We start from the raw sequence: 24,969 nt of genomic DNA, 5'->3' as shown, positions 1-24,969 counted from the left end.
CGGGCATGGCAGATGGCGAGGTAGTCCTCCCCATCTGTCATCGGAACCTGAGAGGTTCGCCCCGAGGGGCTTGCACCTTGGGTGGGGCCGCCGTGTCGCAGGGGCGGCCCGCTTTTCAGATCTGCCTCGCCCGCGCGGTACGGGGCCTGAGAGATTCAAGGGAGGAACTTGCTCCTTCGGCGTCCGGGCACTCGTCACAGTCTTCGACGAGTTCCGGAACTCTCCCGCGCGGATTCAAGCGGCCGGTATGCAGTTTGCGCGCACATCATTGCATGCCCGTGGAACGGGGAAACCCCTCGTAGGGCATTACCTTCTCTTTACACTTGGCGGGCAACAGTGGCGTGACCGGAACGGGGAGGACGATCACGGTGCACAAGGCAGTCGCGGGTGCGTATGCGGGAGCGGTGGCCGGAGTGCGCATCCCGCGCCAGCGCTCGGTGCGGGACCTGCGCGGGCGCGACGGCCGCACCCCGCGCAGGATCGGCTTCGCGGCGGGTGATCTCGTCGTGATCTCCGGACTGCCCGGCAGCGGCAAGTCCACCCTGATGCGGCGCGCCGTCACGGTCGTGCGCGTCGACTCGCAGGACACCCGGGAGCGCTGGGCGGCCCGGGTGCCGCGCTTCGTCCCGTACGCGCTGTACCGGCCCCTCGTCCGCGTCGCGCACTACGTGGGGCTGCGCCGGGCCATGCGCTCCGGCGCCAGCGTCGTCGTGCACGACTGCGGCACCCAGGCCTGGGTGCGCCGCTGGGTGACGCGCACCGCGAGGCGGCGCGGCGCGGCCGTCCACCTGATGCTCCTCGACGTCCCGCCGGACACCGCCCTGGCGGGCCAGCGGGACCGGGGCCGGGGCGTGTCGCGGTACGCCTTCGCGCGGCACCGCAGGGCGGTGGGCGCGCTCGTCACGTCGACGGAGCGCGGGGACCTGCCGGCCGGCATCGAGTCGGCGGTGCTGCTCGACCGCGCGGCGACGGACGTGCTCAGCGGCATCACGTTCCGCGAGGACTGACCGGCCCGCCGCGGCCCTGTGCAACCGGACGGATGCGGAGGGTGTCCCCCTGGGGGTAGGCGTTATCGTCGGCCTCGCGCAGGAGAGGCCGCGCGCGGGCAGAGCAGAGGTTGAAGACAGCTATGGACACGCCGGGCACCCCGGAGCAGGGACACGAGCACTACTCGCAGGGCCAGGAGGGCGGACACGCCCACCCCTCGCAGGGCTGGCCCGCGAACGAGCTGGAGGAGGTCCTCGCCGCCGCGCTCGGCCGGCCCGAGGCGGGCGGCCGCATCGTCGAGGTGCTCGGCCGCAGCCACGTGTGGATCCCGCTGCCCAAGGGCGGCAGCGGGGCCAGCCGCGACCTCGATCTGCCCACCCTGGAGATCGAGGGCCAGGCCTACGTCCCCGTCTTCAGCTCCGAGCAGGAATTCATGCAGGTCACCGGCGGCCGGATGGACTGCACCGTGGCCCCGGCCGTCGAGTTCGCGCGCGGACTGCCGCCGCAGGTCGGCCTCGCCGTGAACCCGGACGGCACCATCGGCGTCCCGCTGCCCCCGCCCGCCGTCGCCGAACTGGCCCGCGGCGGCCGCACCCCGCTGGACGGCCCGTCCACCGGCGGGCGCGTCGTGCTGTCCGAGCCGGACTGGCAGGACGACCCGGTCGACTTCCTGGCGGCCGTGCGCGAGGAGTTCGACGCGGCCGGCACGGTGCTGACCGCCCGGCGCTGCCTCGCGGTCGTCGAGGACGGCGCGCCGTCGCTCTTCATCGGCGTGGAACTGGCCGGTGAGCCCGGCGCCGCGCGCGACGTCCCGCTGGACGCGCTCGGCCGCGCGCTGGGCCGTGCGGGGGTCGTCTGGCCGGTGAACCTGGTCTTCCTCGACGTCACCCAGGACCCGGTGGCCGACTGGCTGCGCACGCACGTACGTCCGTTCTACGTACAGGAACGGTGACGCCGTCCGTCAAGTCGGTGTCAGTAACGCCGCTTAAGCTGGTTTCATGACCTGACCGGGCGGCGTCACACCCACCGGTGATGGACGATCGGGCGAACTGGCGAAACACGGACTGGCAGCAGTTCACGAAGGGGCGGTTACGGGTGAGTGCGTCGGGCACGGCCGCGGCCGGACAGGTCGAGCACATGCTGCGCCAGGTGACCCCCGGGCGCTACGACGCGTACGAGGCGCTCCTCAAGGCCCTCGCCGACCCCGCGTCGGGCCAGGTCTGGATGCTGCTCTGGCACGGCCAGGCCGGCTCCCCCGACGCCCAGTACGGGAACATGGACGTGGACGGCTTCTCGTACGCCCCCTGCGTCACCTCCGCCCAGGAGCTCTCCGCCTCCGGCTGGTCCCGTGCCTACGAGGTGGTCGGCGGCGTCGACGCGGCCCGCACGCTCTACCCCGACCACTACGGCCTCTGGCTGAACCCGCACGCGCCCGGCGGGGGAGTCGGCGTGCCCTGGCTGGACCTGCGGCGCATCGCGGGCGGCCTGGACCGACAGCCCGCCGGACCGCTCCGCCTCTCCGAACCGGCCATCGAGATCCCCCAGTTCTACGCGGTGCTCGCGCAGAACGCGCACCGCACGACGGCGGTCCGCTCGCTGCGCCGCGCCTGGGTGCAGCCGACGCTCGGCGCCCCGTACCTGGCGATCGGCCTCGACGTGTACGACACGTCCCCGGCGTCGGTGGACGCGGTCCGCGCGATGATGCAGCAGTCGATCTCCTCGGTGCCGGACGGGCTGCCGGTGTCCACGGTCGCGATGTCCGACGAGTACGACCCGGTCGCGATGTGGCTGCGCGCGAACGCGCGGCCGTTCTACGACCGCGAGGCGCACGTCGCCCCCGCGGGGCAGGCCGGCGGGGGCTATGGCTACCCGCCGCCGTACGGCGCGTCGTACTGACCGCCTTGTCCTCAATCGCCGGACGGGCTCGATTTTCGAGCCCGTCCGGCGATTGAGGACGAGCCGTTCAGGCGATCTGCCTGCCGCTCGGCCTCCGTCAACTCCCCCCGCACAGCGGTGATTTCGGGAAGGGGCGGGTTGGGGGGAGAACGGTACTTGTGGGCCCAATGTCCGGACTGGCGCTACTTCCACCCCAACTGCCCACCGTCCGCACGCCGTTCACGGCCGTCCGGATAACGGAACCCCCCAGACAGCATCACGTTTAGGCATCCTTTCCCCGTCAAGTCTGGCAACAGATCGCACACAGGTTGAAGACTCCCGCTCCAAGGGGTTTCGCCTCTGTGTACGACGAGTTCCACGGACTGAACCAAAGCCGCTACAGCGGCAAGTGCGGGCCGGTCACCGCCGGTTGAGAGGGGTCCTTGCCACGATGACGGCACCATTGCACGACACGACTGCGGAAGCGGAACCGACCGCACCGGTCGACGCCGCCGCGAGCGAAGGTGTTCGCAAGGTCGAGGGTCGGTCGCTGAAGCAGATCGCCTGGAACCGCCTGAAGCGGGACAAGGTCGCCCTCGGTGGTGGCATCGTTGTCGTCTTCCTGGTTCTGGTGGCGATCTTCGCCCCGCTCATCGTCAGTCTGCTCGGCCACCCGCCGAACGAGTTCCACCAGGACAAGCTCGACCCCCTGACGAACCTGCCCACCGGCTCGCTCGGCGGCGTGAGCAGCGACTTCCTGTTCGGCGTCGAGCCGAACAAGGGCCGGGACGTGTTCAGCCGCGTCGTCTACGGTGCCCGGATCTCGCTCCTCGTGGCGTTCCTCGCCGCCATCGTCGCGGTGGCGCTGGGCACGCTGTTCGGCATCATCGCCGGTTACTTCGGCGGCTGGATCGACGCCCTGATCAGCCGCGTGATGGACGTGCTGCTCTCGTTCCCGCAGCTGCTCTTCATCATCTCCCTGGTCTCGGTGCTCCCGGACGACCTGCTGGGTCTGACGGGCAGCGGGGTGCGCATCGCCGTCCTCGTCCTGGTCATCGGCTTCTTCGGCTGGCCGTACATCGGACGCATCGTGCGCGGCCAGACGCTCTCGCTGCGCGAGCGCGAATACGTAGAAGCGGCACGGTCGTTGGGCGGTGGCTCGCGGCACATCCTCTTCCGTGAACTGCTGCCGAACCTGGTCGCGCCGATCGTCGTCTACATGACGCTGATGATCCCGACGAACATCCTGACGGAGGCGGCGCTCAGCTTCCTCGGTGCGGGTGTCCGGCCGCCCACGGCGTCCTGGGGCGGCATGCTCCGCGACGCCCTGGAGACGTACGAGCACGACCCGATGTTCATGGTCTTCCCCGGCGTCACGATCTTCATCACGGTCCTGGCGTTCAACCTCTTCGGCGACGGGCTGCGCGACGCCCTCGACCCGAAGGGCACCCGGTAAGGCCCGACAGGCCCACACGACCTGCCCCTGCCGCACCGTCAGGTGGCTTGACTCCATGGTTCTCCGGCAGTGTGCCCAGGACCGCGATCTCGGAGGTTACGAGAAAATGCCCACAAGTTCCTCGAAACGACGGCTCGCCGCCGGCGCGGCCCTCGTGGTCGCGGCGCTGGTGACGACCACGGCGTGCGGCGGCGGCGACGGCGACGACAACTCCAAGGGTTCGTCGAAGGGCGCCGGTTACGACGCGGCGTACAACAAGATCGCCAACGCCTCCACGAAGAAGGGGGGCACGCTGAAGATGGTCGGCAAGCAGGACCTCGACTCGGCCGACCCCCAGCGTGCCTACTACGGCATGTCGTGGGACTTCATGCGCTTCTACACGCGTCAGCTGGTCACCTACGCCCCCAAGGCGGGCGCCGGTTCCACCGAGCTGGTCCCCGACCTGGCCACGGACAACGCCAAGATCACGGACGGCGGCAAGACGTACACGTACACGCTGCGCGACGGCGTGACGTGGGAGGACGGCTCGCCGATCACCTCCAAGGACGTCAAGTACGGCATCGAGCGCATCTGGGCGAAGGACACCATCACCGGTGGTCCGCAGTACCTCCAGCAGAACCTCGACCCGAAGCTCGAGTACAAGGGTCCGTACAAGGACAAGGCCAAGGACAAGCTGGGTCTGAAGGCGATCGAGACGCCCGACGACAAGACGATCGTCTTCAAGCTGCCCAAGCCCAACGGTGACTTCGAGCAGTTCCTCGCCATGCCGTCCGGCTCGCCGGTCAAGCAGGACAAGGACACGGGCGCCAAGTACACCCAGAAGCCGTTCTCCGCGGGCCCGTACAAGTTCGAGTCGTACAAGGCCAACAAGAAGATCGTGCTGGTCCGCAACGACAAGTGGTCCAAGGCCTCGGACCCGATCCGTGCGGCGCTGCCGGACAAGATCGACGTGACGATCTCCGCCAACCTGGAGGAGAACGACAAGCGCCTGATGGAAGGCGACTACGACGTCGACCTGAACGGCACCGGCATGACCCAGTCGGGTCGCGTCACCGCCGTCCAGGACCACCGTGACAGCGTCGACAACATGCGGACCTCCTTCGTCCGTTACGTCGCCCTGATCCACACCGCCAAGCCGTTCGACAACGTCCACTGCCGCAAGGCCGTGTTCTACGCGACGGACTTCGCCGGCCTCCAGCAGGTCCGCGGCGGCAAGCTGGCCGGTGGCGACATCGCCAACTCGACCCTGCCGGTCTCCATCAAGGGTCACAGCGACTACGACCCGTACGGCGTCATCGCGCGCAAGGGCAAGCCGGACGCCGCCAAGGCCAAGGACGAGCTCAAGCAGTGCGGCAAGCCGGGCGGCTTCTCCACCAAGATCACCGCGCGTAACAACAACCCGGGCGAGGTCGACACCGCCGAGGCGCTGCAGGAGCAGCTCAACAAGGTCGGCATCAAGCTCGAGGTGGACGCCCTGGACGGCGCCGAGACCTCCGCGATCACCGGTTCGCCGAAGGTCGTCAAGGCCCGCGGCTACGGCATGACCATGAGCGGTTGGGGCCCGGACTTCCCGTCCGGCCAGGGCTTCGGCCAGCCGCTGTGGGACAGCCGCTTCCTCGCGGACACGGGTAACTACAACGAGTCCCAGATCAAGGACAAGAAGATCGACGGCCTGTTCGACAAGGCCATCGCCGAGACCGACCCCGAGGCGGCCGGCAAGATCTACGAGGAGCTCGACAAGCGCATCCTCGACCAGGCCGACTGGATGCCCTTCATCTACGAGAAGAACATCACCTGGCGTGGTCCGCGTCTGACGAACGTCTACATGTCCGACGCGTACAACGGCCGCTACGACTACGCCTCCCTGGGCGTCGTCAAGTAACACCCCCGCCGGGCACCGGAGCCGATCCGGTGCCCGGCCCCTCTCCTGCTTAGCCGCCGAAACCCGCCAGTCCGAAGGGCAGGTGATGGCCCCTGGCGGTGACCGAGGCCCCCACAAGGGGCGCCGGTGACCGCCGCGGCCGCGCACAGTGCTTGCTTATCTCATCCGGCGCCTGTTCGCCGTAGTCATCATGGTGCTCGTCGTTCTGCTCGCGACCTTCACCATCTTCTTCATGCTGCCCAAATGGGCGGGTCAGGACATCGCCGTCCTCTTCGCCGGCAAGGCCACCGGAGCCGAGCAGCTCGCCGGTATCCGGGTCAAACTCGGCCTGGACGACCCTGTGTTGGTCCAGTTCTGGGACTTCGTCAAGGGCATCCCGATGGGCCGGGACTACGTCAACGGCAATGACGTGACCCACTGCGCAGCGCCCTGCTTCGGGTACTCGTTCCGTACCGAGGCGCCCGTCTGGGACACCCTCAAGGACGCGCTGCCCGTCACCCTGGCGCTCGCCGCCGGTGCCTGTGTCCTGTGGCTGGCCGCCGGTGTCGCCACCGGTGTGCTCTCCGCCCTCAAGCGCGGCACCGTCTGGGACCGCTCCGCCATGACCATCGCCCTCGGCGGTGTCTCCCTGCCGGTCTTCTTCACCGGCATGGTCGCGATGGGGGTCTTCGTCCACAGCCTCGGCTGGGTCAAGATCGCCGACAGTCTCTCGACCGACGACTCGATCGGCACCTGGCTGCAGACGCTGATCCTGCCGTGGATCGTGCTCGCCTTCCTCAACGCCGCGATGTACGCCCGCCTCACCAGAGCCACCATGCTGGAGATCCTGGGCGAGGACTACATCCGCACCGCGCGCGCCAAGGGACTCGGTGAACCCGCCGTCATCACCCGGCACGCCCTGCGTTCCGCGATGACCCCGATCCTCACCGTCTTCGGACTCGACCTCGGTGTGCTGCTCGGCGGCGCCGTGCTCACCGAGTCCACGTTCAACCTGCCGGGCCTCGGCCTCGCGGCGGTCCAGGCCATCAGCAACAAGGACCTGCCCGTGATCCTCGGCGTGACGCTCTTCGCGGCCCTCGCGATCGCCGTCGCCAACCTCGTCGTGGACCTTCTGTACGCCGTCATCGACCCGCGAGTGAGGCTGGGATGACCGATCTGCACACGACCGGAGCGGCGGTCGGCGAACCCGTCTCCGCTTCCGGTGCACCCCGCGCCTTCCTCGAGGTCCGCGACCTCAAGGTGCACTTCCCGACCGACGACGGCCTGGTCAAGTCCGTCGACGGGCTGTCCTTCTCGCTGGAGAAGGGCCGCACCCTCGGCATCGTCGGCGAGTCCGGATCGGGCAAGTCGGTCACGTCGCTCGGCATCCTCGGCCTGCACACCGCGGGTCAGTACGGCCGGCGCAAGGCGCAGATCAGCGGCGAGATCTGGCTGGACGGCACGGAGCTGCTCACCGGCGACCCGAACAAGGTCCGCAAGCTGCGCGGCCGCGACATGGCGATGATCTTCCAGGACCCGCTGTCCGCGCTGCACCCGTACTACACGATCGGCAAGCAGATCGTGGAGGCGTACCGGGTCCACCACGACGTCGACAAGAAGACGGCGCGCAAGCGGGCCATCGAGATGCTCGACCGGGTCGGCATCCCGCAGCCCGACAAGCGGGTCGACGCCTACCCGCACGAGTTCTCCGGCGGCATGCGCCAGCGCGCGATGATCGCCATGGCGCTCGTCAACAACCCCGAGCTGCTCATCGCCGACGAGCCCACCACGGCCCTCGACGTGACGGTGCAGGCGCAGATCCTCGACCTGATCCGCGATCTCCAGAAGGAGTTCGGCTCGGCCGTCATCATGATCACGCACGACCTCGGTGTCGTCGCGGAGATGGCCGACGAGCTGCTCGTGATGTACGGCGGCCGGTGCGTCGAGCGCGGTAGCGCCACCAAGGTCTTCACCGAGCCCCAACACCCCTACACCTGGGGCCTGCTGGGGTCGATGCCGCGGATCGACCGGGAGCAGACCGAGCGCCTCACGCCGGTCAAGGGCTCCCCGCCCAGCCTGATCAACCTGCCGAGCGGGTGCGCCTTCCATCCCCGCTGCCCCTACGCGGACGTCCCCAAGGACAACATCACCCGCACCGAGCGCCCCGAACTGCGCGAGGTCGGCTCCGGCCACTTCTCCGCCTGCCACATGGCGGCCGAGGAGCGGGAGCGGATCTGGACCGAAGAGATTGCGCCGAAGCTGTGACGGACGCCAAAGGACCCGAACCCGAGATGACGACCCCTTCGATCCCCCAGCAGGTGACGACCTCACCGGACGCCAAGGCCGGCGAACCGCTGCTCAAGGTCGACGGCCTGGTCAAGCACTTCCCGATCAGGAAGGGCCTGCTCAAGCGGCAGGTCGCGGCCGTGCAGGCGGTCGACGGCATCAGCTTCGACGTGCGCGCGGGGGAGACCCTCGGTGTCGTCGGCGAGTCCGGCTGCGGCAAGTCGACGATGGGGCGGCTGATCACCCGGCTGCTCGAACCCACCGGCGGCCGCGTCGAGTTCGAGGGCCAGGACATCACGCACCTCGGCACGGGCGGCATGCGGCCGCTCCGCCGTGACGTGCAGATGATCTTCCAGGACCCGTACTCGTCGCTGAACCCGCGCCACAACATCGGCACGATCGTCGGCACGCCGTTCCGGCTCCAGGGCGTGAAGCCCGAGGGCGGGGTGAAGAAGACGGTCCAGGACCTGCTGGAGCGCGTCGGCCTCAACCCGGAGCACTACAACCGCTACCCGCACGAGTTCTCCGGCGGTCAGCGCCAGCGCATCGGCATCGCCCGGGCGCTGGCCCTGCGGCCGAAGCTCGTGGTGGCCGACGAGCCGGTCTCGGCGCTCGACGTCTCCATCCAGGCGCAGGTCGTCAACCTGCTGGACGACCTCCAGGACGAGCTCGGCCTGACGTACGTGATCATCGCGCACGACCTCTCGGTCATCCGGCACGTCTCGGACCGCATCGCGGTGATGTACCTGGGCAAGATCGTGGAGCTGGCCGACCGCGACGACCTCTACTCCAAGCCGATGCACCCGTACACGAAGGCGCTGCTCTCCGCGGTGCCCGTGCCGGACCCCAAGCGCCGCGGCACCAAGAGCGAGCGCATCCTGCTGCGCGGCGACGTGCCCTCGCCGATCGACCCGCCCTCCGGCTGCCGCTTCCACACGCGGTGCTGGAAGGCGACGCAGATCTGCGCGACGAAGGAGCCGCCGCTGATCCCGCTCGCCACGGGTCACCAGGTCGCCTGCCACCACCCGGAGAACGCCGCCGACCAGGCCCCCGAGGACACCCAGCTCCTCTCGGTGGCCAAGGAGGCGATCGACGTGGTGACGGTCCCGGCCCCGGCGGCACCCGCGGACGAGCCGGAGACGACGGAGGCGCCGGCGACGGCGGACGTCTCGGCTACGGAGGCGTCGTCGTCGGCTGCTTCGGCAGGCGACGCCCGGGCGACCGGTGCTCCGGCGGCGGAGGCTCCGGCAGGCGACGCCCCGGCGTCCGACGCTCCGGCAGGCGACGCCCCGGCGTCCGACGCTTCGGCAGGCGACGCCCCGGCGTCCGACGCCCCGGCAGGCGACGCCCCGGCAACCGATGCCCCGGCCGCGGAGGCTTCGGCGACCGATGCTCCGGCGGCGGAGGCCCCGGCAGGCGACGCCCCGGCGGCGGAGGTCCCGGCAGGCGATGCCCCGGCGTCCGACGCCCCCGCGTCCGACGCCCCGGCCGCGGACGACAAGTAGCACCCCGAGGTGCCGCCGCCCCGTCACCCGGGGCGGCGGCACCTTTGCCATATCCGTACCCGATATGACCCACAAGGGTCATGTACACGTCGCCCCCCGAACGGCAGTGTCTCCGTGTCCGATACACCGGAACACGCTCGAAGGGACGCACGCCCATGGCCCTCTCCCGTTCGGCACGCCTCGCCGCCCTCACCGTCGCGGCGGCCTCGTTCACCCTGATCGCCGCGGCCCCGGCCCCCACCCCCGGCTCCGACGGCATCGGCGACCCGTACTTCCCGCAGCTCGGCAACGGCGGCTACGACGCCCGCCACTACGCGCTCGACGTCGCGTACGACCCCGACACGGACCGCCTCGACGGCCGCACCACCCTCACCGCCCGCGCCACCCAGAACCTCTCCTCCTTCGACCTCGACCTGCAGAAGCTCACGGTCACCGGGGTCGAGGTGAACGGCAGACGCGCGCAGTTCAGCCGCTCGGGCGACGAGATCGTGGTCACCCCGCGCACCTCGCTGCGCAAGAACGCCACGTTCTCGGTCACGGTCACGTACGGCGGCGTCCCCGAGGCCCTCAGCGGCCCCATCGTCTTCGGCTCGGACTACGGCTGGATGAAGACCACCGACGGCGTCTTCGTCGCGTGCGAGCCGAACGCCGCCTCCACCTGGTTCCCGTCGAGCGACCACCCCGCCGACAAGGCGACGTACGACATCCGCATCAAGGCGCCCAAGGGCCTCACCGGCGTGTCCAACGGTCGGCTCGTCGACACGTACGACACCGACAAGGGCACCCGCACCGTCCACCACTGGCGCGAGTCGAAGCCGATGGCGACCTACCTGGCGACCGCCACCATCGGCACGTTCGACGTGAAGTCGGGCCGGACCCCGGCCGGTACGCCCATCTACGTCGCCATCGACCCGGTCCTCGCGAACAGCAACACCGTCGACGTCTACGCGGTGACCGCCGAGGCCACCGACTACTGGGCGAGCGTCTTCGGCCCGTATCCCTTCGAGGAGACGGGCGCGATCGTCGACGACATGCCGCAGGCGGGCTTCTCCCTGGAGACCCAGTCCAAGCCCATCTACTCGGCCGTCCGCTCCGAGTCGACGATCGTGCACGAGCTGGCCCACCAGTGGTTCGGCGACTCCGTCTCCGTCGAGCAGTGGAAGAACATCTGGCTGAACGAGGGCTTCGCCACGTACGCGCAGTGGCTGTGGACCGAGCACAAGGGCGGCGCCTCCGCCCACGACTCGTTCCTCGCGGGCTACAACTCCCGCCCGGCGGACTCCGCCTTCTGGCAGACGAAGGTCGGCGACCCGCAGCGCGACACGATGTTCGCCTCCGCGGTCTACCAGCGCGGCGCGATGACCCTCCAGATGCTCCGCGAGCGCATCGGTGACAAGGCGTTCTTCAAGCTGCTGCCGACGTGGACGAAGCTGCACCGCTACGGCAACGCGCAGACGTCCGACTTCATCGCCCTCGCCGAGCGGGTCTCCGGGCAGCAGCTGGACGACCTCTTCGACACCTGGCTGTTCACGACGGGCAAGCCGAGTCTGTAGCGCTCTGACCGGCAGGCAAAATGTTCGGGTGATCCAGGAACTGTTCACCCCCTCCGTCCAGCATTGGCTCGACCTCATCGGCATCTTCGTCTTCGCGATCTCCGGTGCTCTGATGGCCGTCCGCAAGAACTGGGACGTCTTCGGGATCGCCGCGCTGGCCGAGGTCACCGCCCTGGGCGGAGGGGTCTTCCGTGACCTGGTCATCGGCGCCGTACCGCCGGCCGCCTTCACCGACCTGGGCTACTTCACGACCCCGCTGGTCGCCGCCGCGCTCGTCTTCTTCCTGCATCCGGAGGTCGAGCGGACCCAGACGGCCGTGAACGTCTTCGACGCGGCGGGCCTCGGCCTGTTCTGCGTCACGGGCACGACCAAGGCGTACGACTACGGGCTCGGCCTCACCGCGTCCGCCGCGCTCGGCCTCGCCACGGCGGTCGGCGGCGGTGTGCTGCGCGACATCATCGCCAACGAGGTGCCCTCGCTCGTGCGCTGGGACCGCGACCTGTACGCGGTCCCGGCGATGGTCGGCGCCGTGATCGTCGTGCTGTGCATCCGGTTCGACACCCTGAACGCCTTCAGCAGCAGCACCGCCGTGCTCACCGCCTTCATCCTGCGGCTGCTCGCGATGCGCTACCACTGGCGGGCGCCGCGGGCCTGGAACCGCAGGTCGACAGGGGTGGACGTGACGGAGGAGACGCTCTAGCGCGGAGCCCGTCAGCTACCGAAGCTACCGCTTAGTAATTTCCTGTTGTACGTTTCCTGCATGGCAGAAGCAGCATCCACGCAGGCCCGCATCGGGGACAGTGAGTTCGACCGCGACACCGCCGTCACCCGGCGGCCGGGCGAGCCCGGTGTCTACGACATCGACCTCTCCGAGGGCTGGACGATCATCAACGCCGTCAACGGCGGCTACCTGCTGGCAGTCCTCGGCCGCGCCCTCGCGGACGCCCTGCCGCACGCCGACCCGTTCACGATCTCGGCGCACTACCTCACGGCGTCCGCGCCGGGCCCGGCCGTGATCCGCACCGACGTCGTCCGCACCGGCCGCACCCTCTCGACCGGGCAGGCCTCCCTGTTCCAGTACGCGGAGGACGGCTCCGAGGTCGAGCGCATCCGCGTCCTCGCGTCGTACGGGGACCTGGACGCGCTCCCCGACGACGTGCGCACCAGCGCCACCCCGCCCGCCATCCCGCCGATCGACCAGTGCTTCGGCGCCGGTGACGCGCCCGAGGGGGCGCCGCCGGTCCCCGGCAGCTCGGCGATCACCGACCGTCTCGCCCTCAAGCTGGACCCGGCCACGCTGGGGTGGGCGCTCGGCGCGCCGTCCGGCAAGGGCGAGATGCGTGCGTGGTTCGGCCTGGCCGACGGGCGTGACGCCGATCCGTTCTCGCTGCTCCTCGCGGTGGACGCGCTGCCGCCGACCGCGTTCGAGCTCGGCCTCAAGGGCTGGGTCCCCACGGTCGAACTCACCACCCACATCCGCTGCCGCCCGGCCCCCGGCCCGCTGCGCGTCTCCATCACGACGCGGAACCTTGCCGGGGGCTTCCTGGAGGAGGACGCGGAGGTCTGGGACTCGGCCGACCGCCTGGTGGCCCAGTCCCGCCAACTGGCCAGGGTCCGCCTCGGCTAGCGACGCCTGCGGATACGTGGGGCCTGGTCACGCAGTTACCCGCGCCCCTGAGCATCTGCGGTGTCGCGGTGTGCTCTCGAGCGCGGGTCGCGTCGTGGTTGCCCGCGCAGTTCCCCGCGCCCCTGAAAGGCCGGCTACGTCTGCCGGGCGGGGCTTTCATCGCGGGCTGCGGTTCGTCGTGGTTGCTCGCGCAGTTCCCCGCGCCCCTGGGGAGATGCGCCCTTCGGACGGCATCTCCCCAGCGGGGGAAGGCTGCGCGAAGCGCATGCCTTCCAGGGGCGCGGGGAACTGCGCGAGCAACCACGACGAAACCCGCGCTCGAAGATCCGGCCACCACATGGCAGACGCTCAGGGGCGCGGGGAACGGCGCGAGAAGGCCCCACTGGTCGGCAGGCCGCGACGAATCCCTGCGCGAGCGGACGCAGTCGGCTTTTCAGGGGCGCGGGGAACTGCGCGAGAAGGCCCGCCCACCCGCACCCGAACATGGCGACAGCCAAGCGTACGCGGCAGGCTGAGCGCGTGAAGTCCGACCGCCTGCTCTCGATCCTCCTGCTGCTACAGACCCGCGGCCGCGTCCCCGCCCACGACCTGGCCACCCGCCTGGAAGTCTCCGTCCGCACCATCTACCGCGACATCGAAGCCCTCTCGGCCTCCGGCGTCCCGGTCTACGCCGAGCGCGGCCGCCACGGCGGCATCACGCTCCTGCCGGGCTACCGCACGGACGTCACCGGCCTGACGGCCGACGAATCCCGCGCCCTGTTCATCCTCGCCGCCCAGGGCGCCCACGCCGCCCTGGGCCTGGACGAGGCCCTCGGCTCGGCCCTGCGCAAGGTGATGGCGGCCCTGCCCGAACCCCACCGCCCCGCCGCCGAGTTGACCAGCCGCCGCATCCTGGTCGAGTCGTCCCGGTGGATGGGCCCGCCCCCGCGCGAGATCGACGTCAGCGCCCTCCAGGACGCGGTCTTCGCCGACCGCCGCCTGCGCATCCGCTACCGGCACAGCGGCACCGAGACCCCCCGCACGTACACCGTCGACCCGTACGGCCTCGTCTCCAAGGCCGGCGTCTGGTACCTGGTGGCCGACCGCCGCGCCGTACCCCGCCTGTTCCGCGCCGACCGGATGCACGCGGTCACCGTCACCGACGCACCGGTCCAGCGGCGCGCGGGCGTCGAACTCGCCGACGTCTGGGCCGTCCTGAAGCACGGCGTCGAGGTCCGCCCGGGCGGCATCGCGGTCACCGCCCGGGTCCACCGCAGCCGCTACGACCTGTTCCTGAAGATGTGCGGCAACTCCCTGATCGAGAACCCCGTGGGCCCCGAGAACCCCGAGGACCCCGAGGGCGACGGCGCAGGCGAGTGGATCACGGTCCGACTCGGCTTCGGCATCCTCGCCGCGACCCGCACCCTGCTGCCCTTCGCCGACCACCTCGAAGTACTCGAACCACCCGAAGTCCGCGCGGAGTTGGCGAACGCGGCGGCCGCCGTCACCCGGCTGTACGCAGGAACTCCCCAAGCGCCACCGTGAGTTCGGCCGGAGCGTCCTCCTGGACGAGATGACCCGCGCCCTCGACGATCCGCAGCTCGGCACCGGGGATCAGCTTGACCAGCTCGTACGCCCTGGCCACCGGGATCCAGGTGTCCTCGGCGCCCCAGCAGACCAGCACCGGCAGGTCCACCTCCCCGTAACGGCCCTGGATGTCGTCGGTGAACCGCTGGTCGTTCTGCTCGATCTGCCGGTAGAAGGAGTCCTTGCCCGCCTCGGTCAGCCAGGGTTCCACGAGCCGTGCGTGCGTGTCGGGGTGCAGGCCCTGGTGGCTGCCCGAGCTGATGTACCGGTGCACGAGGGCTTCGTGCAGATCGGCGGGCAACTGCCGGAAGACGTCGGAGTGTTCACCGAGCAGCCGGTACGTGGGGGAGCCCCACGGCGCGATCGCCACCGGGTCGACCAGGGCGAGCCGCGAGTACCGCGCGCCGTGCAGCAGCAGCGCGCGCAGCGCGATCGCGCCGCCGAAGTCATGGGCGACGACGGCCGGTTCGGCCAGGCCCCAGTGGTCGAGCAGATCGGCGAGGACCCGGGCCTGGGCGTCCAGCGAGAGGTCCTGGCCGGGGTGCTTCGCGGAGGCGCCGTAGCCGGGCAGGTCCCACACGTACACGCGGTGCCGGGCGGCGAGCGCGCGGGCCGGGCCCCGCCACACGTAGGACGAGAACGGCGTGCCGTGGACGAGGACGACGGGCGGTGCGTCCGCCGGGCCGAGCGCGGCCCACCGGATCTCGCCGGACGAGCTGGAGTAGCTGCGGTCGAGGTTCCACACGGCTGCTGTCATGACCGTAAGGCTAGTTGCTCATGACAGGTCGAGCCAGTGCTTTCGCCCGAGCGTCACCAGGCGCAGCTGCCGCTCGGCGAGACCGGACACCCGGGCGAGGTCCTCCGGGGCGGTGGTGAGGAACGCCGATGCCGTGATCACCATGTGGTCGACGTACAGGGAGGCCAGCATCAAGAGGTCCTCCTCGGTCCAGCCCGCCGCCTCCGGGTCGAGCCGGAGCGCCGCGCGCACCTCCTCCGCGAACTGCCCGAGCTGCTCGCTGATCGCCTCCCGCACCCGCCGGACCCCACCGTGCCGCTCACGGGCGATGAAGCGCACGTGAGCGGGGTACGCGCGGACGTGACGGGCGATCAACTCGACCGTGCGCGCGATGCGTTCGTCGCTGTCCCAGGTCGCCGTCAGGGCGTCGTGGATCACCGCGTGCAGGCTGCCGAGCGCCTCCTCGACCAGGGCGACACCGAGGTCGGCCGTGCTGTCGAAGTGCCGGTAGAAGGCGGTCGGGGCCACACCCACGGCGCGCGTGACCTCGCGCAGCCCCAGGCTGCTGAGGCTCTGCTCCTCCAGAAGCTCCAACGCGGCGTCCAGGAGCGCCTGTCGGGTCTTCTGCTTCTGTGCCTGCCGGATGCCGAGGGTGTGACTCATGTCATCCAGTTAACAACTGTTCTCTGTAATTGGGAACCCGTGTCCAGCGCTAGACTCGTCAGTCAGTGAACAGTTGTAACCCGCTCACCCGGGCCAACTCGAACCAACTCCGTGACGTCCTCGAGAGGTTCTCCATGCTGTTCCTCGTAGCGGCCCTCCTGCTCCTGGGTTTCGCCCTCGGCACCGTGGCCCACGCCCCGCTCTCCTTCACTCTCGTCGCGGCCGCCGTCATCGGCGTCTGGCTGACCGTCTTCGCGATCCGCGAGCGCCACGCCCGCCGCCACCAGCACTGACACCGCGTCCGCGCCCGTGTCCACACCCGTGTTCACGCCCGTGTCCATGTCCATCAGGGGGTACACCATGCAGCTCACCGCAGAATCCGAGTCCTCGGTTCGCCAGGCCGGTCAGGACGGTCAGGACGGTCAGGTCGGCCGGGATCGTGCGGACCGCCCGGTCGGCCGCCGGGACACCGACGGCATGGCCGTCGCCTCGTTCGTCCTCGGCCTCGTCGGCCTGCTCGTCCTGAACGTCTTCCTCGGCCCCGTCGCGATCGTCCTCGCCGGCCTCGCCCTGTGGCGCGGCACCACCCGCCGCGGGCGCGCCCTGCTCGGCCTCGGTCTCGGCATCGCCGACCTCGTCGTGCTCGGCGCCCTCATCGCCGCGGACGGCACGATGTCCTGGAGCATCACGGGCTGACACCCCGCCGAAGTCCGCCGTTCGATGTCCACCGTGTGGGACGGGACCCCACGCGGCGGCGGAGGGCCGCCGACGGGCTCGTAGAATCGTGCCCACCATGGCTTACCTCGACCACGCCGCGACCACTCCGATGCTTCCGGAGGCCGTCGAGGTGATGACCGCCCAGCTCGCCGTCACCGGCAACGCCTCGTCCCTGCACGCCGCGGGACGCCGCGCCCGGCGCACCGTCGAGGAGTCCCGCGAGACCCTCGCCGAATCCCTCGGCGCCCGCCCCAGCGAGGTCGTCTTCACCTCGGGCGGCACCGAGGCCGACAACCTCGCCGTCAAGGGCCTGTACTGGGCGCGCCGTGCCGCCGACCCGGCCCGCACCCGCGTCCTCGCCAGCCCCGTCGAGCACCACGCCGTCCTCGACGCCGTGCACTGGCTCGCCGAGCACGAAGGCGCGACGGTGGAGTACCTGCCCGTCGACGCCCACGGCCGCGTCCACGCCGACGCGCTCCGGGACGCGATCGAACGCAACCCGGACGACGTCGCCCTGGCCACGGTCATGTGGGCGAACAACGAGATCGGCACCATCCAGCCGGTCCGCGAACTCGCCGACGTCACCGCCGAGTTCGCGATCCCCCTGCACGCCGACGCGGTCCAGGCCTACGGCCAGGTCCCCGTCGACTTCGCGGCCTCCGGACTCGCGGCGATGACGGTCTCCGGCCACAAGGTCGGCGGCCCCTACGGCATCGGCGCCCTCCTCCTCGGCCGCGAGCACACCCCCGTCCCCGTCCTGCACGGCGGCGGCCAGGAGCGGCACGTCCGCTCCGGCACGCTCGACGTCCCGGCCGTCGCCGCCTTCGCCACGGCCGGCCGGATCGCCGCCGAGCAGCGCGACTGGTTCGCCCGCGAGATCGGCGGCCTGCGCGACGCCCTCGTCACGGCGGTCCGCGCGGCCGTCCCCGAAGCGATCCTCGGCGGCGACCCGGCGAGCGCGGGCCGGCTCCCCGCCAACGCCCACTTCACCTTCCCCGGCTGCGAGGGCGACTCGCTCCTGCTGCTGCTCGACGCCCAGGGCATCGAGTGCTCCACCGGCTCCGCCTGCACCGCGGGCGTCGCCCAGCCCAGCCACGTCCTCCTCGCCACCGGCACCGACCCCGACCTGGCCCGCGGCACGCTCCGCTTCTCCCTCGGCCACACGTCGACCAAGGCGGACGTGGAGGCGGTGGCGCAGGCGATCGGACCGGTGGTGGAGCGGGCGAGGTCGGCGGGCCTCTCGTAGCGCCGCGACGGCTACATGCGGCTACGTGCGGCTACGCCTTGGCGGACCCCGCCCGGTCGTACGCCGCCCGCACCAGCTTCATGTACCGGTCCCAGTCCCAGTGCGGACCGGGATCGGTGTGGTCCGTCCCCGGCACCTCCACGTGCCCGATGACGTGCTCCCGGTCGACCGGTATGTCGTAGCGTCTGCATATCCGGGCGGTCAGCCGCGCCGACGCCTCGTACATGGCGGCCGTGAAGTCCTGCGGCCGGTCCACGAACCCCTCGTGCTCGATGCCGACACTGCGCTGGTTGAAGTCCTTGTTCCCCGCGTGGAACGCGACGTCCAGCTCCCGGATCATCTGCGCGATGTGCCCGTCCTGCCGCACCACGTAATGCGCGGCGGCCCCGTGCCAGGGATCCTTGAACACCTTCAAGGTCCCCTGATAACTCCCCTGCGTCACGTGAATGATCACGCGGTCGATCGCATAGTCCGCGGGCCGGTCCGCCCGCCGCCAGTTCGCCGCGGCCGCGGCCACCCACTCCGCGCCCTTGAAGTCGACCTCACCGGCCTTGCGCGGCTTGTCGACGCCCGGCACCTGCCACCACATGCGGGCGAGGTCACTGCGGGCGAGCAGTCCGATGCCCACCGCGGACGCCGCACCGCCCACGATCAGGGCCCGCCGGCTGATCACCCGATCCCCGTCCCGGCCCTTGCCGGCTCCCTGCTTCCCCATGTGGCGCCCCCGTCCCCCACCAGCCCGTACGAGATCCACAACGGATATCCGCGGGATTCGGTTCCCGTGGCCCCTTACCCTGTTAGTGCTATGACTTCGCAGACCTCGATGCTCCCCACCGACCGCCCCCTCCGCGTCCTCGCCGCCATGTCGGGAGGCGTCGACTCCGCCGTGGCGGCGGCCCGCGCCGCGGAAGCGGGCCACGACGTGACCGGCGTTCACCTGGCCCTCTCGGCGAACCCGCAGTCCTTCCGCACCGGCGCCCGCGGCTGTTGCACCATCGAGGACTCCCGCGACGCGCGCCGCGCGGCCGACGTCATCGGCATCCCCTTCTACGTGTGGGACCTGGCCGACCGCTTCCGCGAGGACGTCGTCGAGGACTTCGTCGCCGAGTACGAGGCCGGCCGCACGCCGAACCCGTGCCTGCGCTGCAACGAGAAGATCAAGTTCGCCGCGCTCCTGGACAAGGCCCTGGCCCTCGGCTTCGACGCGGTCTGCACCGGCCACTACGCGCAGGTGATCCTCACGGAGTCCGGCGAGCGCGAGCTGCACCGGGCCTCCGACATGGCCAAGGACCAGTCGTACGTGCTCGGCGTCCTGGACGACCGGCAGCTCGCCCACGCGATGTTCCCGCTGGGCGACACGGAGACGACGAAGGAGGAGATCCGCGCGGAGGCGGAGCGACGTGGCCTCGCGGTCGCCAAGAAGCCCGACTCCCACGACATCTGCTTCATCGCCGACGGCGACACCCAGGGCTTCCTCGCGGCCCGCCTCGGCAAGTCCGAGGGCGACATCGTCGACGAGCAGGGCACCAAGCTCGGCACCCACGAGGGCGCCTACGGCTACACGATCGGCCAGCGCAAGGGCCTGCGCATCGGCACCCCCGCGGCGGACGGCAAGCCCCGCTACGTCCTGGACATCTCCCCGGTGAACAACACGGTGACGGTGGGCCCCGCCGCCTCCCTCGACGTCACGTCCCTGACAGCGATCAAGCCCCGCTGGTGTGGCACGCCCCCCTCGGGCCCCGGCACGTACACGGCCCAGCTGCGCGCCCACGGCGGCGAGACGGAAGTCACCGCGGACCTCCTGAACAACGAACTCCACGTCCACTTCACGGAGCCGGCCCGGGGCGTGGCACCGGGCCAGGCGATCGTCCTGTACGACGGGACGCGTGTGGTGGGGTCGGCGACCATTGCCACGACGGAGCGGGTGGCGGCGGGGGTCTGACGGCTTACGTGAACTTCAAGAGGCACGCGGCCAACAGCATGCCCGGCACCACCAGCAGGGCGGCACACGACGGCATGGGCTGTTTGCGCCGCCATCCCTGGACAGCCAGGCAGAGGCCGTAGAGCAGGACCAGTTGGAGGCCGATCAGGGGCCAGGTGATGACGCCGCGCAGTGCCCGGGGCACCGTCACGTACCCACAGACGGCGGTGAAGACGCTCACCCAGGCAGTGATAATGCGCTGGTTGTGGTGAAATTCTGCCTCACTGGGCATGGGATGTTCTAAGTTCATCTGATCTCTCATGGCGGAATGGAACGTGACTGCCGGGTGGTCACGCAGACATGAACAGACCGCTCACGCCTGCCAACCCGAGCAGCACGACTACGGCGATGGCGGTAAGTGGAAAGTGCTTCTTTCGCCAGCCCTGGAATGCGATGAACCCGTTGCAGATCAAGACGAGATCGGCGGCGAACCAGGTGAGGGAGAACATCCCTCTCCAGAGATCCACAATCAGATTCCCTGTCGCAAGCGCGCACAGCATGGCAGTCAGGAACGCCACCTTCTCCTGAACTCTTTCCGCCTGTGTTCTGGGGCGGTTCCGCTGTCCGAGTTCCACGTGATTTCCTTGCGTCTCGATCGGTGACTAGACGAGTGCGTTGTCGTAACTCTTGCCAACGACCGGGAAGTCCCGCACGTCCTTGCTGACGGAGCAGATGAATCCGCCCGCGGCGAAAGCCGCGTTGACGGCCTGCATGAGGTGCTCGTACTTCTCCACGAGACTCTTGTACTTCGCGACCATGGAGGCCACACGCTGCGCGGCGAACGCCGCGCCGATGAACGCTCCGGTGAACCCGACTCCGGATGCCGCCAGGGCAGTCGAAGCCGCGGCTGCCACGGCGGCTTGCACGCCCTCGTCGCACACCTCTGCCAGGACCCCTTTGGCTGTCTCGGCGACCGAGTAGACCATCGTGGCCACTCTCCTGTAGAGGTCATACAGGTCGTGAAAGGCATCGCGCGCGGCCTCGAGCTTCTTGGCGATGTTGTCGAAGTACTTCCATGCGGCCTCTGCGGCATTTCCGCGCCACGTGGTACTCAGCACGCCGTTTCCGTGCCGGATGTTCTCGGCCATGTCGGCACAGGCGTCACCAAGACATTTCCAGGCATCGGCGCACCCTGCGTAGTTCTGCCAGTCGCCTCCGAAGAGGTTGGCGAAATAGCCCAGGATGTCCCACCCGAAAGCAAGCTTGAGGCCCTCGTTGACCAAGGCCGATGGGCTGCCGAAGTCCAGCAGGGTGCCGACCCCCTTGTTGGCGGGGGCGAATGCGGCTTCTGCCAGGTGCCCTTGCAGCCAGCCGTCCGCCCCTCCGGGGGGTTTGAGGCGGCTGACGGCATCGCGCACATCGCGGAACGAGGTGGCGCCGTGGGGCACGACACGGGGAACCGGGGCGGAATGGCCGGACGGGTAGGTGGCGTCCAGCTTTCTGGCCGTGTCGAGGTCGATCGAGTCGTACCAGGCGGCGGTCTTCTTCAGTTCGCTCTTCGACGCCTGAAGGATCGTGCCGAAGCGGCTCAGGAGATCGCGAGCGTCCCGTACCTGCTCCTCGTGGTGCCCCAGCACCTTGTCCCAGAGAGGTGCAGTTGCCGAAGCTTTGATGCCGGTGCTGCGGGCCAGATACGCGCCTGCACTGCCGCTGTCCTCGCTTGCCCGGCGCACCAGGTCTGCGTAGCCGACCACGTCGTCGGACCGAACGGCCAGCGTCACAACCGCCCCCTCCCCACACGCTCCGCCTCCATGAGCGCCCGCTCCTCCGCCACCTGCCGCTCGCCATCACGCGCGAGCGCCTCCCGTTCGGAGTTCGGCATCGACTCCCACCGGGTGCGGAACTCGTGGCCCTGGTCGAGGACCGCCTCCGCGTAGGCGGGGATCCGCACCGCGTCACGCAGGGCGATGCGGCCGGCCAGTACCTCCTGGGCCAGCTCCCTCAGGACGGGGCCACCCCCGCCCTGCCGGAACACCTCCAGTGCCTTGCGCAGTAAGCGTTGCTGGACGGGATCGTCCGTCAGGTCCATGTACGCCGCCCGGTCGAGCGGGGGCGGGGTCTCGGGGGTCACCAGGCGTCTCCTCGGTGCGGTAGCGCGGGAGAGCGGCACAGTAGTGATGTCATTCCCTGCGAAAAGCACACCGAGCGACGGCGCGGCCCCGGGCGAAACGAAACCGCTCAACGGGGTCTTGATCGCGCGCCGCCGCACCGCCTCATCCGATCGGGCGAGGAGTCAACTCCCGTCCGGCGGAGGTGAATGGTGAATCAGGCGCGGCCCTGCAAGTAGTGGGCGAGGACCGGGGGGAGCTCGGCGCACCACGTCCGGGCCTGGGAGCGGCGGCGGGCCCGGACCGCGCACGTGTAGACCGGGCCGTCCACGGTCACCGCGGTGACGGTCACCCCGGCGTCCAGCGGCTGGAACTGGACCGTACGGAGGCGGGCCCACGGCAGGTCGATGGCGTGCGGGCCCTGTTCGAAGTGGACGCCGTCGGCATCGACGACCAGCCCGTTGTACTGGTCCGCCGCCACGAACTCCGGCCCCGCCCCGGGCGAAGGCATCGGCATCGGCACCGGCACCGGCGCGGGCTGGAACATGGGAGGGGGCGCGCCGAAACCACCCGGCGCGCCGCCCTGTTGCCCGTATCCCGGTCCCTGTGTCACTTCTGCCCGCCCCTTCGTGTGCGTGGGGGACCGCTCCGCCGGGCCTGCCCCACCGCCCTATCCCACCACCTCGACCTCGTAGAAGCACAAGTGCCCCTTGATGGCGGCCACTTCGCTCTTGGGCTCCGGGTAGGCCCAGACGAGGTCCTGCGCGTCCGGGAGCGACCAGTAGGAGGCGGTGCCCTTGAAGGGGCAGTACGTCGTCGTGTCCGAGGGGGAGAGGAGGTCGGTGCGGACGTCCTCCGGAGGGAGGTAGTAGCGGACGGGACAGCCCGTCTCGCGCAGCACCAGCGGGCGGGTGCTGTCGGCCAGCACGTGCCCGTCACGGACGACGCGCACATGTTCGGCGCTCTGCTCGACAGTGATCGTGTGTCCTGCGGATCCTTGCGTCATGTGAGCCATGTATAGGGCAGCGCCCGGCGCGCGGGGGTTCTTCCCGGCGCGCGGCACCCGTCCGGGCCGTCTGGAAGGATCACGGGCGACGAGAGGACCGCCATGGCGTTCACCCCCGAGGACCGCACCGCCGTCACCGAACTGCTCGCGCTGCACGGCCACCTGTTCGACGCCGGTGAGCTGGACCGGCTGGACGAGCTCTTCACCGTCGACGTGGTGTACGACGTCACGGACTTCGGCGGGCCGCCGCTGCGGGGCGTGACCGCCATCCGCGACGCGGCGCTCGCCCTGGGCGCGGGCAACCCCGTCGCGCACCACGTCACGAACGTCGTCCTGACCGAGGTCACGGACGACCGCGTCCACGTCCTGTCCAAGGGGCTCGGCATCAACGCCGACGGCACCAGCGGCAGCGTGACCTACGAGGACACCGTCGTACGCGGCGACGGCGGCTGGCGGATCGCGCACCGGAAGGTGGTCGCACGCCGGGTCCCGCTCGGCGGCAAGGGCGGCGCATGAGGGCCGGCGAGGACCGCGGGCGACGGGCCGTACCGTGGACGCCATGAACATCTGTGTCTTCCTCTCCGCCGCCGACCTCGACGACCGCTACACCCGCCCCGCCCGCGAATTCGCCGAGCTGCTCGGCAAGGGCGGCCACACGCTCGTGTGGGGCGGCAGCGAGAGCGGGCTCATGAAGGTCGTCGCGGACGGGGTGGCCGACGCCGGCGGGCGGCTCGTCGGGGTCTCCGTGGACTTCCTCGCCGCCAAGGCGCGGACCGTCACCGCGCCCGACGAGATGGTGATCGCCAAGGACCTCGCCGAGCGCAAGGCGCTGCTCCTGGAGAAGGCCGACGCCGTCGTGATCATGGTGGGCGGCACCGGGACGCTCGACGAGGCCACCGAGATCCTGGAGCTGAAGAAGCACGGGAAGACGGACAAGCCCATCGTGCTGCTCAACTCGGCCGGGTTCTACGACGGACTCAGGCAGCAGTTCCGGCGCATGGAGGACGAGGGGTTCCTGCCGATCCCCCTCACCGACCTCGTCTTCTTCGCCGAGGAGCCCGTCGGCGCCCTGGCCTACCTGGAAGAGTCGCGCGGCATCGAGTAGTGCGAGCATGGCGGCCATGACAGGCACAACCACCCATGTGATCACCGGTGCCGGTTCCGGCATCGGCGCCGCCGTCGCCCGCCGCCTCCACGCGCGCGGGGACGAACTCTTCCTGCACGCGCGCGACGCGGGGCGCGCGAAGGAGCTGGCCGCCGAGTTCCCCGGCGCCAGGACGCTCGTCGGGGACCTCTCCGACCCCGACAAGCTGTCCTGGGCGTTCTCGCACCAGACGCTGCCCGACCGGATCGACTCGCTGCTGCACGTCGCGGGCGTCGTCGACCTCGGCCCGGTCGGCGAGCTCACCCCGAAGACGTGGCTGCACCAGCTCAAGGTGAACCTCGTCGCCCCCGCCGAGCTGACCCGCCACTTCCTGCCGCAGCTCCGCGTCGCCCAGGGACACGTGCTCTTCGTGAACTCCGGCGCGGGGCTCAACGCCTCCGCCGACTGGTCCGCGTACGCCGCCTCCAAGCACGGCCTGAAGGCGCTCGCCGACTCGCTGCGCCACGAGGAGCACGCCAACGGGGTGCGCGTCACCACCGTCTACCCCGGCCGCACCGCCAGCCCCATGCAGGCCAAGGTGCACCAGCAGGAGGGCAAGGAGTACGACGCCTCCCGCTGGATCGACCCCGAGTCGGTCGCCACCACGATCGTCATGGCGCTCGACCTGCCGCGTGACGCGGAGGTCAACGACCTGACAGTGCGCCCCGGGCGCTGATGGACGGGCCGCCCCGGGCGTTACGTACCCTTCCTG

The 24,969-nt window shown here is 70.3% G+C and carries 28 protein-coding genes and 1 riboswitch; of the genes, 19 read left to right on the top strand and 9 right to left on the bottom strand.

What is annotated here, in order from left to right; genetic code table 11:
• Positions 1-125: 125 nt before the first annotated feature.
• Positions 126-237: riboswitch (glycine riboswitch) on the bottom strand.
• A gap of 200 nt (positions 238-437) precedes the next feature.
• The 12 genes from RBJ77_RS54480 (at position 438) to RBJ77_RS54425 (ending at position 14,674) form a co-directional block, all read left to right on the top strand.
• Positions 438-1,007 carry an AAA family ATPase gene (locus RBJ77_RS54480; protein WP_372351846.1) on the top strand — a complete coding sequence of 190 codons (570 nt, stop codon included), beginning with the start codon at positions 438-440 and terminating at the stop codon, positions 1,005-1,007.
• A gap of 122 nt (positions 1,008-1,129) precedes the next feature.
• A complete protein-coding gene (locus RBJ77_RS54475; protein ID WP_372351816.1) occupies positions 1,130-1,939 on the top strand; it encodes an enhanced serine sensitivity protein SseB in 810 nt (269 codons plus the stop codon).
• A 143-nt stretch (positions 1,940-2,082) separates the two neighbouring features.
• Entirely contained in the window at positions 2,083-2,883 is an 801-nt protein-coding gene (locus RBJ77_RS54470) for an enhanced serine sensitivity protein SseB C-terminal domain-containing protein (protein WP_372351815.1), read from the top strand.
• Between the two features lie 430 nt (positions 2,884-3,313).
• Positions 3,314-4,318 (top strand): ABC transporter permease, encoded by a 1,005-nt coding sequence (locus RBJ77_RS54465; RefSeq protein WP_372351814.1) that lies wholly within the window; start codon positions 3,314-3,316, stop codon positions 4,316-4,318.
• Between the two features lie 106 nt (positions 4,319-4,424).
• A complete protein-coding gene (locus RBJ77_RS54460) occupies positions 4,425-6,200 on the top strand; it encodes an ABC transporter substrate-binding protein (RefSeq protein WP_372351813.1) in 1,776 nt (591 codons plus the stop codon).
• Between the two features lie 148 nt (positions 6,201-6,348).
• Entirely contained in the window at positions 6,349-7,350 is a 1,002-nt protein-coding gene (locus RBJ77_RS54455) for an ABC transporter permease (protein WP_255968209.1), read from the top strand.
• A complete protein-coding gene (locus tag RBJ77_RS54450) occupies positions 7,347-8,444 on the top strand; it encodes an ABC transporter ATP-binding protein (protein WP_372351812.1) in 1,098 nt (365 codons plus the stop codon). Before RBJ77_RS54455 ends, RBJ77_RS54450 begins: the two co-directional genes overlap by 4 nt.
• 26 nt (positions 8,445-8,470) lie before the next feature.
• Positions 8,471-9,970 (top strand): ABC transporter ATP-binding protein, encoded by a 1,500-nt coding sequence (locus tag RBJ77_RS54445; RefSeq protein ID WP_372351811.1) that lies wholly within the window; start codon positions 8,471-8,473, stop codon positions 9,968-9,970.
• A 155-nt stretch (positions 9,971-10,125) separates the two neighbouring features.
• A complete protein-coding gene (locus tag RBJ77_RS54440; RefSeq protein ID WP_372351810.1) occupies positions 10,126-11,523 on the top strand; it encodes a M1 family metallopeptidase in 1,398 nt (465 codons plus the stop codon).
• Positions 11,524-11,551: 28 nt separating this feature from the next.
• Positions 11,552-12,223 (top strand): trimeric intracellular cation channel family protein, encoded by a 672-nt coding sequence (locus tag RBJ77_RS54435; protein WP_255968201.1) that lies wholly within the window; start codon positions 11,552-11,554, stop codon positions 12,221-12,223.
• A 60-nt stretch (positions 12,224-12,283) separates the two neighbouring features.
• A complete protein-coding gene (locus RBJ77_RS54430) occupies positions 12,284-13,150 on the top strand; it encodes a thioesterase family protein (RefSeq protein WP_255968199.1) in 867 nt (288 codons plus the stop codon).
• 519 nt (positions 13,151-13,669) lie between these two features.
• Positions 13,670-14,674 carry a helix-turn-helix transcriptional regulator gene (locus RBJ77_RS54425; RefSeq protein WP_372351809.1) on the top strand — a complete coding sequence of 335 codons (1,005 nt, stop codon included), beginning with the start codon at positions 13,670-13,672 and terminating at the stop codon, positions 14,672-14,674.
• Here the strand turns inward: RBJ77_RS54425 and RBJ77_RS54420 are convergent.
• Positions 14,634-15,473 carry an alpha/beta fold hydrolase gene (locus RBJ77_RS54420; RefSeq protein ID WP_372351808.1) on the bottom strand — a complete coding sequence of 280 codons (840 nt, stop codon included), beginning with the start codon at positions 15,471-15,473 and terminating at the stop codon, positions 14,634-14,636. The genes RBJ77_RS54425 and RBJ77_RS54420 overlap by 41 nt on opposite strands.
• Positions 15,474-15,491: 18 nt before the next feature.
• Positions 15,492-16,115, bottom strand: a complete 624-nt coding sequence (locus tag RBJ77_RS54415; protein ID WP_372351807.1) for a TetR family transcriptional regulator — start codon at positions 16,113-16,115, stop codon at positions 15,492-15,494.
• Between the two features lie 134 nt (positions 16,116-16,249).
• Between RBJ77_RS54415 and RBJ77_RS54410 the strand changes: the two genes are divergently transcribed.
• From RBJ77_RS54410 to RBJ77_RS54400, 3 genes are all read left to right on the top strand, one after another.
• A complete protein-coding gene (locus RBJ77_RS54410; RefSeq protein ID WP_255968190.1) occupies positions 16,250-16,408 on the top strand; it encodes a hypothetical protein in 159 nt (52 codons plus the stop codon).
• 184 nt (positions 16,409-16,592) lie between these two features.
• Complete coding sequence (locus tag RBJ77_RS54405; RefSeq protein WP_372351845.1) at positions 16,593-16,811, top strand: DUF4190 domain-containing protein; 219 nt, start codon at positions 16,593-16,595, stop codon at positions 16,809-16,811.
• A 97-nt stretch (positions 16,812-16,908) separates the two neighbouring features.
• Positions 16,909-18,078, top strand: coding sequence for a cysteine desulfurase family protein (locus RBJ77_RS54400; RefSeq protein WP_372351806.1), 1,170 nt, complete (start codon positions 16,909-16,911; stop codon positions 18,076-18,078).
• Positions 18,079-18,109: 31 nt separating this feature from the next.
• Here RBJ77_RS54400 and RBJ77_RS54395 read toward each other — a convergent pair whose 3' ends face one another.
• Positions 18,110-18,793: an N-acetylmuramoyl-L-alanine amidase gene (locus RBJ77_RS54395; protein ID WP_372351805.1), complete on the bottom strand. Its 684-nt coding sequence runs from the start codon at positions 18,791-18,793 to the stop codon at positions 18,110-18,112.
• 90 nt (positions 18,794-18,883) lie between these two features.
• On the opposite strand from RBJ77_RS54395, the gene mnmA reads away from it, so the two are divergent.
• Positions 18,884-20,020, top strand: a complete 1,137-nt coding sequence (mnmA, locus tag RBJ77_RS54390; protein WP_372351804.1) for a tRNA 2-thiouridine(34) synthase MnmA — start codon at positions 18,884-18,886, stop codon at positions 20,018-20,020.
• A gap of 4 nt (positions 20,021-20,024) precedes the next feature.
• On the opposite strand, the gene RBJ77_RS54385 is transcribed toward mnmA, so the two are convergent.
• The 6 genes from RBJ77_RS54385 to RBJ77_RS54360 form a co-directional block, all read right to left on the bottom strand.
• A complete protein-coding gene (locus RBJ77_RS54385; protein WP_255968182.1) occupies positions 20,025-20,240 on the bottom strand; it encodes a hypothetical protein in 216 nt (71 codons plus the stop codon).
• 109 nt (positions 20,241-20,349) lie between these two features.
• Positions 20,350-20,634 carry a hypothetical protein gene (locus RBJ77_RS54380; RefSeq protein ID WP_372351803.1) on the bottom strand — a complete coding sequence of 95 codons (285 nt, stop codon included), beginning with the start codon at positions 20,632-20,634 and terminating at the stop codon, positions 20,350-20,352.
• A gap of 27 nt (positions 20,635-20,661) precedes the next feature.
• A complete protein-coding gene (locus tag RBJ77_RS54375; RefSeq protein ID WP_372351802.1) occupies positions 20,662-21,780 on the bottom strand; it encodes a hypothetical protein in 1,119 nt (372 codons plus the stop codon).
• Positions 21,777-22,130: a hypothetical protein gene (locus RBJ77_RS54370; protein ID WP_372351801.1), complete on the bottom strand. Its 354-nt coding sequence runs from the start codon at positions 22,128-22,130 to the stop codon at positions 21,777-21,779. The genes RBJ77_RS54375 and RBJ77_RS54370 overlap by 4 nt, the downstream gene beginning before the upstream one ends.
• Before the next feature lie 194 nt (positions 22,131-22,324).
• A complete protein-coding gene (locus RBJ77_RS54365) occupies positions 22,325-22,654 on the bottom strand; it encodes a hypothetical protein (RefSeq protein WP_372351800.1) in 330 nt (109 codons plus the stop codon).
• A gap of 123 nt (positions 22,655-22,777) precedes the next feature.
• Positions 22,778-23,113 (bottom strand): DUF427 domain-containing protein, encoded by a 336-nt coding sequence (locus tag RBJ77_RS54360; protein ID WP_255968172.1) that lies wholly within the window; start codon positions 23,111-23,113, stop codon positions 22,778-22,780.
• Positions 23,114-23,215: 102 nt separating this feature from the next.
• Here RBJ77_RS54360 and RBJ77_RS54355 point away from each other — a divergent pair, with 102 nt between their 5' ends.
• Genes RBJ77_RS54355 through RBJ77_RS54345 form a run of 3 tightly spaced genes read left to right on the top strand, consistent with a single transcriptional unit; the run spans position 23,216 to position 24,933 of the window.
• Complete coding sequence (locus tag RBJ77_RS54355; protein WP_372351799.1) at positions 23,216-23,629, top strand: nuclear transport factor 2 family protein; 414 nt, start codon at positions 23,216-23,218, stop codon at positions 23,627-23,629.
• Positions 23,630-23,672: 43 nt separating this feature from the next.
• Complete coding sequence (locus RBJ77_RS54350) at positions 23,673-24,218, top strand: TIGR00730 family Rossman fold protein (protein WP_372351798.1); 546 nt, start codon at positions 23,673-23,675, stop codon at positions 24,216-24,218.
• A 16-nt stretch (positions 24,219-24,234) separates the two neighbouring features.
• On the top strand, positions 24,235-24,933 hold the full coding sequence (locus RBJ77_RS54345) for an SDR family oxidoreductase (RefSeq protein ID WP_372351797.1): 699 nt from the start codon (positions 24,235-24,237) through the stop codon (positions 24,931-24,933).
• Positions 24,934-24,969: the final 36 nt, after the last annotated feature.

Origin of the sequence: Streptomyces sp. KL116D (assembly GCF_030766975.1) — a bacterium.
Taxonomy (GTDB): domain Bacteria; phylum Actinomycetota; class Actinomycetes; order Streptomycetales; family Streptomycetaceae; genus Streptomyces; species Streptomyces longispororuber_A.
The sequence above is the reverse complement of the archived record's forward strand: the minus strand, read 5'-3'. Positions and strand labels throughout refer to the sequence as shown.